This window comes from Planktothrix sp., from assembly GCF_046067725.1.
Taxonomy (GTDB): Bacteria; Cyanobacteriota; Cyanobacteriia; order Cyanobacteriales; family Microcoleaceae; genus Planktothrix.
Map to the genome: position 1 here is coordinate 1 of NZ_JBJUDF010000319.1, position 14,395 is coordinate 14,395.

Genomic DNA, 14,395 nt, shown 5'->3' on the forward strand with positions numbered 1-14,395 from the left:
CCCTTCCCTAATAGGGAAGGGGGAGTAATTAATGATTTTTGATGTTTAATAGTAATAATTAGTCCCCCCTCTCCTTGCAGGAGAGGGGGTTAGGGGGAGAGGTCATACAAATTTTGGGAGAAAATGAAACAGCCCTGCCCTGCTCCCCCTGCTCCCCCTGCTCCCCCTACTCCCTTGAAAAGTAAGGCCATAATTCTTAAAAGTTGTTAATAGATTGTATTTTGGGGTAACTTCCCTCCTACACTCAGAAAGAAGATCTGTCCAAAAGCGACCAGCCATTATGTCAAGTACAACCCTACAATCATCGAATTCCGATACAATAACCGATATAACCCGCCATCAAATTGTGATCGTTGGGGGAGGAGCCGCCGGAATTACCGTCGCCGCCCAACTCATGCGGAAAGATTCCCGCCTCGACATTGCCATTATTGAACCCTCCGATAAACATTACTATCAACCCGCTTGGACGTTAGTGGGTGGGGGTGCTTATAACATGGACGATACAATCAAAGATGAAAAAGATTGTATTCCCCCTGGTGTCAAGTGGATTAAAACTTATGCCGATCAATTTGAACCTGCCAATAATTTAGTCATTACCAAAGATGGCAAACGGATTCAATATCAATACTTAGTCGTCTGTCCAGGAATTCAAATTGATTGGCATTTAGTGGAAGGATTAAAAGATGCCATTGGTAAAAATGGAGTCACCAGTAATTACTCCCGTGACTACGCACCTTATACTTGGGAATTACTGAAAAATTTCAAAGGGGGAACAGCGATTTTTACCTTTCCCGCCACACCGATTAAATGTGGAGGAGCTCCCCAAAAAATTATGTATTTAGCGGATGATACTTTCCGCAACAATGGAGTACGAGAAAAAACCCGTGTGATGTATTGTACGGCCGTTGGGAAAATGTTTCCGATTCCAGGGTATTGTGAAGCGTTAGAAAAAGTGGTAGCCCGTCGCAATATTGATGTTAAATATCAACATAATCTGAAAGCGATTAAACCGGAAACCAAAGAAGCCATCTTTGCTGTCACGACAAGTAACGGCGTTGAAGACGTCAGTATTAAGTATGATTTCATTCACGTTACTCCCCCGATGAGTTCCCCAGATTTTATTAAAAATAGCCCCTTAGCGGTTCAACCTGGAGGATGGGTGGATGTCAATAAAACGACGTTACAACATAACGTTTATCCGAATGTATTTGCATTAGGAGATGCCTCTTCTCTCCCAACCTCTAAAACAGCAGCAGCCATTCGCAAACAAGCCCCAGCATTAGTTGAAAATCTCTATAGTTTAATTCAGTCTAAACAACTCACAGGCAGTTACAATGGCTATACTTGCTGTCCGTTAATTACGGGTTATGGAAAAACCATTATGGCGGAGTTTACTTATGAAAATAAACCCGACTCTAGCTTTCCCTTTGACCCCACTCAAGAACGTTATAGTATGTGGTTAGCCAAACGGTATATTTTACCTTGGTTATATTGGAACCGAATGTTAAAAGGAGCTCCCTTTGAAGCGGATCGTTTGAAATCTTTAAAAGGTTAAAAATAGGATAGAAACCGGGTTTTTATCAACCCGGTTTTTGGGAAAGATTATGATTCTTGATTTAACCTTAACACCGCCATAAAAGCTTCCTGCGGAACATCTACAGACCCCAAAGATTTCATCCGTTTTTTACCTTTAGCTTGCTTTTGTAACAGCTTTTTCTTCCGGCTAATATCCCCGCCATAACATTTCGCTAACACATCTTTTCTGAGCGCTGGAATATGCTCACTGGCGATGACTTTAGAACCAATTGTGGCTTGAATGGGAACTTTAAATTGATGACGGGGAATCAATTCTTTGAGTTTTTCCACCATAGCTCGTCCAACATGATAAGCTTTATCTCGGTGAACAATCATGGCTAAAGAATCGATCGGATCTTTATTAATCATAATATCGAGTTTAACTAAGGCATTTTCTCGATATCCAATCAGATGATATTCCATACTCGCATACCCACGAGAACGAGATTTCATCTGATCAAAAAAGTCCGTTACCACTTCCGCTAAGGGCACTTCATAAACTAACGTGGTGCGTCCCTGCGCTAAATAACGCATATCTTTAAATTCACCCCGCCGACCCTGCGCCAACTCCATTAAACTCCCCACATAAGCTTCTGGGGTAATCATTTCCACCCGCACATAAGGTTCTTCGATTTTTTCTCGGTGGTTGGGTTCGGGTAAATGACTAGGGTTATCCACCATAATCACTTCGCCTTTTTGGGTAGTAACTTGATAAACCACCGACGGAGACGTCACAATTAAATCTAAATCATATTCTCGTTCTAACCGTTCTTGCACAATTTCCATGTGCAGTAAGCCTAAAAATCCACATCGAAAACCAAACCCCATCGCACTTGATGTTTCCGGTTCATAGGATAATGCTGCATCATTTAATTTGAGTTTTTCTAAGGCTTCTTTTAAGTTCGGATATTCATCAGAATCTGTTGGAAATAATCCACAAAACACCATCGGTTTTGCTTCTGTATAACCAGGAAGTGCTTCTGCTGCTGCACTATTGGCTAAAGTAATAGTATCCCCAACTCGTGCATCTTCAACGGCTTTAATGGCCGCAGCTAAATATCCCACTTCTCCCGCATGAAGTTCATTAACGGGGGTTTGAGTCGGAGATAAAACGCCGATTTCATCGATTTCATATTCTTTTCCTGATGCCATTAATCGGATGCGATCGCCTTTTTTAACGGTTCCATCCATCACCCGGAAATAAACAATTACCCCACGATAACTATCATAATAACTATCAAAAATTAACGCCCGTAATTTCTGATCAACCGTATCTTGAGGCGGCGGAACTAAATGTACAATTGATTCTAAAATTTCATGAATTCCGACCCCTTCTTTTGCTGACGCTAAGACCGCTCCCGAACAATCTAAACCAATAATTTCTTCAATTTCACTTTTAATTCGATCGGGTTCGGCTCCGGGTAAATCAATTTTATTTAAAACCGGAATAATTTCTAAATTATTTTCTAACGCGAGATAAACGTTGGCTAAAGTCTGAGCTTCTACCCCTTGGGACGCATCAACCACTAATAAGGCGCCTTCACAAGCCGCTAAAGACCGAGACACTTCATAAGAAAAGTCAACGTGCCCCGGAGTATCGATTAAATTTAACACATACTCTTCACCGTCATCGGCTTTATAATTCATCCGGGCAGCTTGCAATTTAATGGTAATTCCCCGTTCTCGCTCTAAGTCCATGGAGTCGAGAAATTGTTCCTTCATTTCTCGCTTTTGAACCGCACCCGTCGCCTCCAACAGTCGATCCGCCAGGGTAGACTTGCCATGATCAATATGAGCAATAATAGAAAAGTTACGAATTCGAGAAACAGGAACGTTTGTCATAAAATGATATTCACAGGCATAATAGGAGGACTCCCGTTAAAGTCACGAGAATCTGCTTCAAATATTTTAACAAAATAAACCCAGGGACACACCGATTTTTTTTCAGGGGAAGGCCTCTAGGTTAAGACAGTTTTTCCAGTTCTGACTTCATCCGTTCTAGGGTACGGTGCATTTGTTCAAACATTTGATCAGGGGTAATGCCAAACTGACCGAGTTGGGTGCGTAACTGTTCAACGGTCATCTGGGCCATGAAATCTTCGGATAATTCAAACCGCTTCATAAAAATGCGGTAACGATCCATAATCGATTCCATCTGCTCAATATAGAGTTTTTTGCCTTCACGATCAAACTTGCCATAGTCGCCACCGAGTTTGATCATGGATTGATAATCTTCAAATAGCTGTTTTGCTTCCTGTTGAACGATATCTGAATCAAAGAATCCCATAGTTTCTCGAATTTTTTTAGTAATAAGGTTTGATTTTAAGATCTTGGATAAGATTTTTTCATATTTTAACCTTAACAGAGCGGGTTACTCACACTGTTACGAGTCGCAATTCCCGTACCGAGGAACACCGAACAGGGAAGACCGAACAGGGGAGAGCTTAAGAATCAGCAGTCAAAGGGTTTCGGAAGTTATAATTTTCAACACTTTAATGGGTAGTGCTATACCTCTAAGTTAGAATCGTGGATAAGAGAAAGAATCAACCTGAGATTATCATCAAGATGGACAGATTTTGCACGGTTTAATAGCTCTTGTTTGAACCCATCAGGTAAGATTAAATCAGTAGGTAGGCAGGAAGAAACGAAACTATGTAAAGATAAATATAAAGTATGGGTTTGTATATTTTCTGTTTACCTAAATATTGTTCGGAAATGAATCCGATTGAATTAGGGTGACAACATCTCAAAAAAGATGAACTATCAGGACGAACATTTGAGGATGAATTAGACCTACCCTATGCGGTAATCCAGGGTATTCAAGCTAGGGGAAAAGAGGAAACTACAGTACACAACCGATGCAATTTTACTCGGAGCAACAACAAAGTTAACTTTTTGTTACATACTTGTCAATTTTCTCACCCACCTACTTAATCAGGGCATTCATCATATTAAATATAGGCTTCAGTTGTGAAAAATTTGTGAATTTAATCGGTTAATCCTTAGTTGTCTATTTGGGATTCTCTCCCTATAAAAATGGCCCTCGGATAGAAGTTTAGAAAACCCGCTAAAATTAACATTGAAGCAAGACGTAGGAGGATAATCTGATGCGACCGTTGATGGAGTTGCACCGACAACGAAAAACAATCGCCGCATCTCGACCGAAATCCCTTCAGAAGTTATGGCGTCAGGGGGGGAAGTATTTTTATCGTCGTTTTATCCATCGTCAAGGAAAACCCGAATATTTAGCCAGAGGTCTGGCGGTGGGCGTCTTTACAGGTTGGTTTCCGTTTTTTGGGTTACAAATGATTTTAGGAGTCGCTTTAGCAACCTTATTGCGAGGACATAAATTATTAGCTGCTGTGGGAACTTGGGTTAGTAACCCCGTCACCTCTCTTCCCATTTATTGGTTGAATTTTCGTATCGGTCAATGGTTGTTAGGGTTTCCTACCCTCTCCCAAGAACAAGAACAAGCATTATCTTTTGATCATATCCTTGATTTAGGCACAGATTTTATCATTGCTTTATTTGTTGGCTCATTCATTATTGCTATCATTGGTTCAATTCTGAGTTACTGGGTCAGTTTATACTTGATTCGTCGTCTACACCAAAAACAATTTTATCGGCGATATCGAAAAATTCATTCGTTTGTAAAATAGGGAACAGGGAATAGGGAATAGGGAATAGGAAATGCGTAAATCATTAAGTTCGGGTACTGATTATGCCTTTAATTCAAGTAAAAACTTCTATTTCTCAACTTAATAAATCTGATGTTGAGATGTTATTAAAAAGTCTGTCTTCGGCTTTAGCTCAACATTTAGGAAAACCGGAATCTTACGTGATGACAGCGTTTGAGTCAGATATTTCCATGACCTTTGCTGGAACAACTGACCCCGTTTGTTATATGGAAATTAAAAGTATTGGCACAATGCAACCCAATCAAACCAAAGCCATGAGTCAAGATTTTTGCCAAAAAATTAACCAAACTTTAGGCATTCCTATGGATCGAATTTATATTGAATTTGCCGATGCCAAAGGGTTTATGTGGGGTTGGAATAGTTCAACCTTTGGTTAATCACCCGTTAATACCGTCAGAGCTAGGAATCAGCCGTTTTCTGCCTTTCCATCCTCAACTCAAGCCAGAAACTACTGGTTCTGATTCCTTACAATTAAAATTTCTTTACAAAACCAAAGGCTGTGATAGTATCTGGATGGATTTACATCCAGAGAATAGCTAATTGGCTTAATTTCTGTGGTGGAGGAGAATCGAGGAGTGCAAAATAGGATGTCCGTTGGATATTCGACTGCTATGACCGGAAGAAATCAACTTGACCCCATCCAAGTCGGTGTGATTGGGGTGGGTAACATGGGACAGCATCACACCCGCGTCTTGAGTATGCTCAAAGATGTGGAACTCGTTGGCGTTGCTGATGTCAATGTAGAGCGGGGACTGGATACGGCTAGTAAATACCGTGTTCGGTTTTTTGAAGATTATCGAGATCTTTTACCTTTGGTTGATGCGGTGTGTATTGCAGTACCGACTCGCTTACACTATCCAGTAGGAATGGCCTGTTTACAAGCTGGGGTTCATGTTTTAATTGAAAAACCTATTGCAGCTAGTATTAGCGAGGCAGAATTATTAGTTAATGCCGCCGCCGATTATCAACGGATTTTACAAGTCGGTCACATTGAACGATTTAATCCCGCGTTTCAAGAATTTAGTAAAGTCTTAAAAACTGAAGAAGTTTTAGCCTTAGAAGCCCGTCGCATGAGTCCCTATTCTAACCGAGCTAATGATGTTTCGGTGGTTTTGGACTTAATGATTCATGATATTGATTTAATGTTAGATTTAGTTCCGGCTCCCGTTGTTAAATTAACAGCTAGTGGTAGCCGCGCTTCCGACTCAGGTTATTTAGATTATGTGACGGCGACGCTTGGTTTTGCTAACGGAGTTGTTGCAACTTTAATTAGTAGTAAAGTCACCCATCGCAAATTACGGTCTATTGTCGCCCATTGCAAAAATTCTTTAACAGAAGCCGATTTTCTCAATAATGAAATTCTGATTCATCGACAAACAACGGCTAATTATATTACCGATTATGGACAAGTTCTCTATCGTCAAGATGGCTTAATTGAAAAAGTTCATACGAGTAATATTGAACCTTTACACGCGGAATTAGAACATTTTGTTAATTGTGTGCGGGGAGGGAATCAACCCTCTGTTGGAGGAGAACAAGCGTTAAAAGCCTTACGATTGGCGAGTTTAATTGAACAAATGGCATTAGATGGTAAAGCTTGGAATCTCGCTGAAACCGAATGCCATTTTAATTCATCGACCTTATTAATTAATTAACAACGTTGACCGTTCCCTCTAGCAAGTCTCAATCATTGGTGATCAAAACCCTTATGGGTTGGAAGACCCAACCCTCTTTACACCTTATAATCGATGACTGATTGTTTCACTCACTAATTGATTACCAACAGAGCTTAAATGGATATGATCTCGATATAACTTTTCGGGGTTTGGAGTTTCTCGGAACAGGGATAAAAAATCAATATAAACCCAATTTTTTTCTTGAGTGAATTCTGTTAATCGTTGACGAGCTTTAATTTCATAATCTCGTGATCCGGGTTCTATAAGTTCTCTTAATAAGGGAGTCATGGCTAATAGAAATTTAGCTTGATTTTGAGTGGCGATCGCTTGAATAGCTTGAATCTTTTCTAAATTATATCCTACCGGGTCAGAAAGTTGAGGTTGTGTTATTGGAGGGATCAGTTCAGACCGTTTTAAATAGCGATTAAACACCTCGATCAAAGCAAGAGGAGGTTTAGTATTCGGATAGTTGCGATCGCGTCCTACAACCCCAGAATTCGGGGGTGCAGAGAATAAATCATCAGTGTTGATCAACAACACAATCACCTCTGACCCGAAAGTTCCAAACCGTTGTAAATAAGCGAATTGATTCGGTGGCCCCCAAGAATTTGCCGCCACATTCAGAACTTCTACGGTTGTTTCAGTTCCCCAGAGAGCTTGAAGTTGTTGGTTAATCAACGCCGAAAGAATTTGAGATTGGTCTGTCCACCATCCCCCATTCACTAAGGAATCTCCCAAGAGCATAACTCGTCTGACTCCCGCCACCGGAAGCGCAGTAATGGCAGCACTTCGCATGGAATATTGATTAATTTCAATGCGGTTCCCATAACGCCGGGTTTTTTGATTCGGGGCTAATAAATAACCGATTTTCTCCTCCCCCAAGTACAGTACCGGAGAACCGAACCCAAAACCAATCCTTAACCCGATTTCTACCAGAATTAAAACCCCAAACAAAATACTTAACAAAACGAGGACAATTTTCACCCCTCTACCTCCACACTTTAACGATAGAATTCTAAAATGTACTGTCTTTATTAATTTCGAGACTCACCCTCAATCGCTGGTACTTTTACAGGCAAGATGCCTGTTCCCACAAGGCATCTGAACATTTTGGGGGGTCGTAGGTAAATCTGTGGACTTAGATCAAATCTTTAAAACTCCAAATCCTATTATCGGTGTTGTACACCTGTTGCCTTTACCGACTTCTCCCCGTTGGGGGGGGAATCTCAAAACGGTCATTGACCGGGCTGAACAAGAGGCAACCGCTCTCGCTTCAGGGGGGGTCAACGGTATTATCGTTGAAAATTTTTTTGATGCTCCCTTTGCCAAAGATCAAGTAGACCCAGCCGTTGTCAGCGCCATGACCCTGATTGTGCAGCGAATTATGAACTTAGTGACGCTGCCTATTGGGATTAATGTGCTCAGGAATGATGCTCAAAGTGCTTTAGCTATTGCTGCCTGTGCAGGTGCTCAGTTTATCCGTGTCAATGTGTTGAACGGTGTGATGGCAACTGACCAAGGCATTATTGAAGGCACTGCCCATCAACTGTTACGTTATCGCCGGGAATTAGGCAGTGATGTCAAAATCTTAGCCGATGTCTTAGTTAAACATGGTCGCCCCTTGGGATCTCCGAATCTGACCACGGCCGTCCAAGAAACCATTGAACGAGCGTTAGCCGATGGGGTGATTCTCTCCGGTTGGTCTACCGGAAGTCCCCCCAGTTTAGAAGATTTAGAACTAGCTCGTGCGGCGGCAATGGGAACCCCGGTCTTTATTGGCAGTGGTGCAAATTGGGAAAATGTGGGAACCCTAATACAAGCAGCCGATGGGGTGATTGTGTCTAGTTCTCTGAAACGTCATGGACGGATTCATCAACCGATTGATCCGAGTCGTGTCAGTCAGTTTGTGGAAATCACCCGGCGAAGTTTAGAGACTCCCCCAGTATCTTCTCCTTGGAAACAAGATAACCCAACCCCTGTCATCAGTAATCAGTAATCGGTAATCTGTCATCCGTCTATGAATTCACTCCGACCCTGATAACTGATAACTGATCACTAATGACGGATGAGTCAAAACGAATTCACTCCTACACTGATAACTGATAACTGATCACTGCTCCTGGATTTATGCGCGGACATTCTACCCCTTGGATTCATCGCTGGTCACGACCGATTATTGCTGGAATTGCTATAATTGGTGTGATCGAAAATATTTATTTAACTGCAATTAAACTGATGGGTGGGACGGCAGTTTGTCCCACTTCCGGTTGTAATGAAGTTCTTAATAGTCCTTATGCAAGTGTTTGGGGTTTACCGTTAACCTTGTTTGGATTATTAGCTTATGGAACAGTTCTCATTCTGGCTGTTTTACCCTTAAGAATCAATCCTGTTACTCACAAGTCCCGTCGCCAAAAGCTTGAAGCTCAAACTGGGTTTCTACTATTCCTTGTGACGACAGCGATGGTGTGTTTTAGTAGTTATTTAATGTATCTGCTGTTTTTCCAAATTCAAGCCATCTGTCCCTACTGTATTGCCTCTGCATTATTCTGTTTGACGTTATTTATTTTGACGTTAATCAGTATCCCTTGGGAAGATGTGGGTCAGCTTTGGTTATCCGGTTTGGTTGTGGCGATGCTCACAGGATTGCTGGCTTTAGGTTTGTACAATAGTGTTAGTGTTGCCAATACACCCACCTCTGTTGATGAAAGTAATGGAAAAGTTGGGTTAGCCATTACAACCACATCAGGGCCAGCAGAAATCGCCTTAGCTCGTCATTTAACAGCAATTGGGGCTAAGGAATATGGGGCTTATTGGTGTCCCCACTGTTATGATCAAAAACAACTGTTTGGCAAGCAAGCATTTGCTATCATTAACTACATTGAGTGTGCTCCTGACGGTAAAAACTCCCAAACTCAACTTTGCGAAACAGCAGGAATTAAAGGTTTTCCAACTTGGGAAATTAACGGTGAATTTTACCCTGGACTACAACCGCTCAAAAAATTAGCTGAATTATCTAACTATCAGGGTGAACAAAACTTTAAGTTTTGATTAACATTAAGCATGACATTGGGTAGGTAGTTAATCGTAATCTGTGCCAATTGTTAGAAATTTTATAATCTACCGTACTCGAATTCAATTGTATTATCGAGGAGCGAGGAGAGATGAGGAGCATTTTTTTCTACTTTCCTCCCCTACCCTCCCCTGCCTCCCTTGCGTTCCCTGCTTCCCCTGCCCTCCCTGCCTTCCCTACCTCCCCATCCCATCTTCTTGTCCTTTGATCTGTGTAAATTAGCTCAATTCCAATCTAAAAGCAGGATGGTTAACTTCAATGTTCAAGAGACTTAAAGGTTCTCATCGTCAACTTGTCCCTGCCTTAAAACGCTGGTTATCGCAAGAAGGTCGAGTCTTAGTGACCTCCTCTAGTGTAGCGGCAGCAGTGATTTTGATTCGGCTGTTAGGAGTATTGCAACCTTCGGAATGGGCTTTGTATGATCAATATTTTCGTTGGCGTCCCCTTGAACCTGTTGATGAGCGGATTTTAATTATTGGAATTGATGAAAAAGATTTACAAAAATATGGATTTCCCACTTCAGATCGAATTCTAGCTCAACTTTTACAAACAATTAATCAAGCTCAACCCCGTGCCATTGGTTTAGATATTTATCGAGATTTAGCCATTGAACCTGGAAAAGCCGAATTAGAAAAAGCCTTTAAAACAATTCCGAATTTAGTTGGAATTGAATTTTTAGAAACTGAGAGAAACTCTAAAGTTGACCCGCCTTCCCTTTTAGAAAATAACAACCAAATTGGATTTAATAATTTAGCGCGAGATGCTGACAGCAAAGTCCGACGAAGTTTATTATATATTAATGGACGTGATGGAAAAGTTAATACCAGTTTTGCCTTAAAACTCGCTTTAATCTATCTGGAGAAAGAAGGAATTAAAGATCGACCTTCTCCGAAAAATCCCCAAGAATTACAACTTGGAAATACGGTATTTCATTGGTTTAAACCGAATGATGGCGGTTATGTTAGGGCTAGTGATAGTGGTTATCAATTTTTGGTTAATTTGCGGGGGCCAGGGGGAACGTTTCCGAGAGTTTCGATGGGCGATATTTTAGAAAATCGAGTTCCACCTGAATCGATTAAAGATCGAATTATTGTGATTGGTTCGATGGCTCCTAGCGTTAAAGATTTAGAATTTACATCCTATAGTGATGGCGTTTTTAAAGCGTCTACACCGATTTATGGCGTTGAACTGCAAGCTCAATTAACCAGTCAAATTATTAGTGCCGTTTTAGATGGTCGCAGCTTAATTAAAGTTTTACCAGAACCTTTAGAATGGCTTTGGATTTTTGGCTGGTCTTGGGTGGGAGCCGCCTTAAGTTGGAAACTTCAATCTCCAGGTCATTCTCTGGGTTTAATTATTTTAATTACCATTGGAATCACGGGAGTAACTTATTTAGCATTTCTTCAAGGGTGGTGGATTCCGGTCATCCCAGCTAATTTAGTGTTAGTAGGATCTGCGGGAGTTATTATCGCCCATTTTGCCCATTTACAAGGAGAGTTAAAACGTTCAACTGATTTTTTACAAAGTATTATTAATACAATTCCAGACCCGATTTTTGTTAAAAATAAAGATCATCAAAAAATTGTATTGAATCAAGCTTATGCTAAATTTGTCGGTTATCCTTTAAACGTATTAATGGACAAAGATGATGCCGAACTGTTTCCTAAACATGAAGCAGAACTGTTCCGTCAACAAGATGAACTTGCCTTTCATACCAGTTGGGAACAAGAAAATGAAGAACAATTAACCGATGCTTATGGTGTAACTCATTATATTGCAACCAAGCGATCGCTTCACCAAGATGCCGCCGGAAATTTATTTTTAGTCGGGGTAATTCGGGATATTACCGAACGCAAATTGTTAGAAGATAATTTAAAACAAATTGCCGCTGAACTCAAACGCTCCAATGCAGAATTGCGGGTTTCCGCCGAACATGACCCCTTAACAGGACTTCCCAACCGCACCCTATTTAATGAACGGTTAAGTCAATCCTTAGAATGGGCTGAAAGTCAAAATCGTTTAGTCGCGCTTTTGTTTTTAGACTTAAATGACTTTAAGGATGTCAATGACCATCAGGGACATCATATTGGAGATTTACTCTTAAAAACCGTTGCGAATCGACTGAAGGGGTGTTTACGGGGAAGTGATACCGTTTCCCGATTAGGAGGGGATGAGTTTACAGTTATTCTTCCGGGGATTCCCAGTAAATCAGATGCAGCTAGAGTCGCTCAAAAAATCCTCGATACGATTACTCAAGAAATCGTCTTAGAAGGACATCATCTCTCGATTACAACAAGCATTGGAATTAGTTTTTATCCAACGGATACCCAAGATCAAGAAACCTTGATTAAATTAGCGGATACAGCCATGTATCGGGCTAAAACGGCTGGAAAAAATTTGTATGAGTTTGCTAATGTTTAAGTCAAGCACAACTGTATATTTACCGATGAATTAACCGACGATTTTATGTTAAATTCTGAAAATCTTTTATACAAAGGTAATGATTAACTTGACTCCGTTGCAAAATTGGACAGTTTGTCAACAAGTCTCCCAAAAGACTCAGTGTAAATACGGAATATAATTGATATACTTGAACCATGAAGGCAGTTTTGTTATCGTTGGCTGCCCTGGTTGAAATATCAAAGGTTTAATTAGGGGGTAAAACGGTTGTGGATTCTAGCTTCACACTAAAAACACGAGTATGGGTTAGCTGTTTACCCTTAAGTATTGCCTTGCTTTCTGCTCTCATCATTAAGTCGGGGTCGCTCACCCAGGTTAATTTAGATGAACTCAGTAACGGTCTGCAAGCTTCAAAGTTGATTTGTCAGTATGTTCCTCCTCCGACGGGAGATGCACCGGAAGGAGAAGGTTCAGGCTCACGAACTTAATAGCGAATTGGCGGTGATTTCCAGATTTGATTGTTTTGAATTAAAGTATGGACTTGCCAGCTTGGGTCTGACTGGGGATAATCTTGTCGATAATGGCTACCACGACTTTCTAGGCGAAACCCTGCACTCTTCAAAATTAACTCGCCAATTGTGAGTAGATTACGAGTTTCCCCCCAGAGTTTTAAGTGATTGTGATCAATACCTGGCATTTTTAAATGAGTCAAGTTACCCGACTTGAGATTAGATAAAAATTGGCTAATCGGTAAAGCAGAAAATTCTCCAGACCATGCTTTCACCTGAGTTAATGCCTCCGCTAAGTGATCAGACTGGCGACAAATCCCAGCACTTTGCCAAAGGATCTGGGGCAAGTGGGTTCTAATTGTTTCAATTGTAGCATATTGTTCTTCCCAGTTGAAGCCGGGTACAATTTCCGGTTGGATTTCCTGTGGGGAAGAAACTCGATGCCACTCAGTTTGGGGAATATTAACATCTTCCATCGATGCTAATTGAGATCCAAACACAATACATTCTAGCAAAGAATTACTCGCTAAACGATTAGCTCCATGCACTCCAGTGCTGGCGGTTTCACCCACTGCATAAAGTCCAGGGATGGACGTTAACCCTTGGGTATTCGTGACAATTCCCCCCATCCAATAGTGAGCCGCTGGGGTGACAGGAATAGGTTCATTTAAGATATCAATCCCCCATTGTTGGCAGACTTGAATAATATTGGGAAATCGATAACGCACTTTCTCAGGGGGAATTGACCGTAAATCTAACCATACTTTTTTCCCATTGCTTCCCGGTTGTTGACGTAACTGTTGCAAATGGTTAAAAATTGCCCGACTGACCACATCTCTCGGTGCTAATTCACCCCGTTCATCATAATCAAAGACAAATCGCCGACCCTGAGAATCAATTAAGTAAGCGCCTTCTCCGCGAACCGCTTCACTAATTAAAAATCGCGGTGCTCCGGGTTGGTTTAAGGCGGTGGGGTGAAATTGGAAAAACTCTAAATCTCGCAGTAATGCTCCGGCTCTCCAAGCAATAGCGACTCCATCTCCAGTACTAACAGCCGGGTTCGTCGTATGAGCAAACACTTGACCGCCTCCTCCGGTTGCTAAGACCACAGCACGAGCTTTGACCCAATAAATGGTTTGATCATGAATCAAACTCATGCCTTGACAGCGCTGAGTCTCTGCATCTATCCACAAATCTAACGCAAAGGCGGGAGAAATAATTTTAATATTAGGCTGTTCTAAGACTCGTTCTGTTAAGGTGGTAACTACAGCACGTCCTGTGGTGTCGGTGGCGTGTACGACACGATGACGGGAATGGGCAGCTTCCAAGGTTAGAGCTAATTGATGTTGATGACGATCAAACGCCACTCCTAATTCTACTAAACGATGAATACATTCAGGAGCGTGATTCACTAAAAACTCCACCGCCGACCGTTCACATAATCCGGCTCCAGCTTTTAAGGTATCT

General features: G+C 41.3%; 12 protein-coding genes. 8 read left to right on the top strand and 4 right to left on the bottom strand.

Going from position 1 to position 14,395, the window contains the following annotated elements:
• Window positions 1-280: 280 nt before the first annotated feature.
• Window positions 281-1,555 carry an FAD/NAD(P)-binding oxidoreductase gene (locus ACKPEB_RS19745; protein ID WP_408966699.1) on the top strand — a complete coding sequence of 425 codons (1,275 nt, stop codon included), beginning with the start codon at window positions 281-283 and terminating at the stop codon, window positions 1,553-1,555.
• Between the two features lie 47 nt (window positions 1,556-1,602).
• Here ACKPEB_RS19745 and lepA read toward each other — a convergent pair whose 3' ends face one another.
• Window positions 1,603-3,417, bottom strand: coding sequence for a translation elongation factor 4 (lepA, locus tag ACKPEB_RS19750; RefSeq protein ID WP_408966700.1), 1,815 nt, complete (start codon window positions 3,415-3,417; stop codon window positions 1,603-1,605).
• Window positions 3,418-3,538: 121 nt separating this feature from the next.
• Window positions 3,539-3,862, bottom strand: a complete 324-nt coding sequence (locus ACKPEB_RS19755; protein ID WP_408966701.1) for a DUF1825 family protein — start codon at window positions 3,860-3,862, stop codon at window positions 3,539-3,541.
• An 820-nt stretch (window positions 3,863-4,682) separates the two neighbouring features.
• On the opposite strand from ACKPEB_RS19755, the gene ACKPEB_RS19760 reads away from it, so the two are divergent.
• From ACKPEB_RS19760 to ACKPEB_RS19770, 3 genes are all read left to right on the top strand, one after another.
• A complete protein-coding gene (locus tag ACKPEB_RS19760) occupies window positions 4,683-5,234 on the top strand; it encodes a DUF2062 domain-containing protein (RefSeq protein ID WP_408966702.1) in 552 nt (183 codons plus the stop codon).
• A gap of 62 nt (window positions 5,235-5,296) precedes the next feature.
• Window positions 5,297-5,650, top strand: coding sequence for a phenylpyruvate tautomerase MIF-related protein (locus tag ACKPEB_RS19765; protein ID WP_408966703.1), 354 nt, complete (start codon window positions 5,297-5,299; stop codon window positions 5,648-5,650).
• Window positions 5,651-5,860: 210 nt separating this feature from the next.
• Complete coding sequence (locus ACKPEB_RS19770) at window positions 5,861-6,928, top strand: Gfo/Idh/MocA family oxidoreductase (protein ID WP_408966710.1); 1,068 nt, start codon at window positions 5,861-5,863, stop codon at window positions 6,926-6,928.
• A gap of 84 nt (window positions 6,929-7,012) precedes the next feature.
• Here the strand turns inward: ACKPEB_RS19770 and ACKPEB_RS19775 are convergent, their stop codons facing one another.
• On the bottom strand, window positions 7,013-7,933 hold the full coding sequence (locus ACKPEB_RS19775) for an SGNH/GDSL hydrolase family protein (protein WP_408966704.1): 921 nt from the start codon (window positions 7,931-7,933) through the stop codon (window positions 7,013-7,015).
• Between the two features lie 148 nt (window positions 7,934-8,081).
• On the opposite strand from ACKPEB_RS19775, the gene btpA reads away from it, so the two are divergent.
• From btpA to ACKPEB_RS19795, 4 genes are all read left to right on the top strand, one after another.
• Entirely contained in the window at window positions 8,082-8,945 is an 864-nt protein-coding gene (gene btpA / locus ACKPEB_RS19780) for a photosystem I biogenesis protein BtpA (RefSeq protein WP_408966705.1), read from the top strand.
• A gap of 131 nt (window positions 8,946-9,076) precedes the next feature.
• Window positions 9,077-9,997: a vitamin K epoxide reductase family protein gene (locus ACKPEB_RS19785; protein WP_408966706.1), complete on the top strand. Its 921-nt coding sequence runs from the start codon at window positions 9,077-9,079 to the stop codon at window positions 9,995-9,997.
• A gap of 280 nt (window positions 9,998-10,277) precedes the next feature.
• A complete protein-coding gene (locus ACKPEB_RS19790; protein WP_408966707.1) occupies window positions 10,278-12,440 on the top strand; it encodes a CHASE2 domain-containing protein in 2,163 nt (720 codons plus the stop codon).
• A 248-nt stretch (window positions 12,441-12,688) separates the two neighbouring features.
• Window positions 12,689-12,907, top strand: coding sequence for a hypothetical protein (locus tag ACKPEB_RS19795; RefSeq protein ID WP_408967652.1), 219 nt, complete (start codon window positions 12,689-12,691; stop codon window positions 12,905-12,907).
• On the opposite strand, the gene nadB is transcribed toward ACKPEB_RS19795, so the two are convergent.
• On the bottom strand, window positions 12,904-14,395 hold a 1,492-nt coding region (gene nadB / locus ACKPEB_RS19800; RefSeq protein ID WP_408966709.1), incomplete at its 5' end, for an L-aspartate oxidase. The genes ACKPEB_RS19795 and nadB overlap by 4 nt on opposite strands.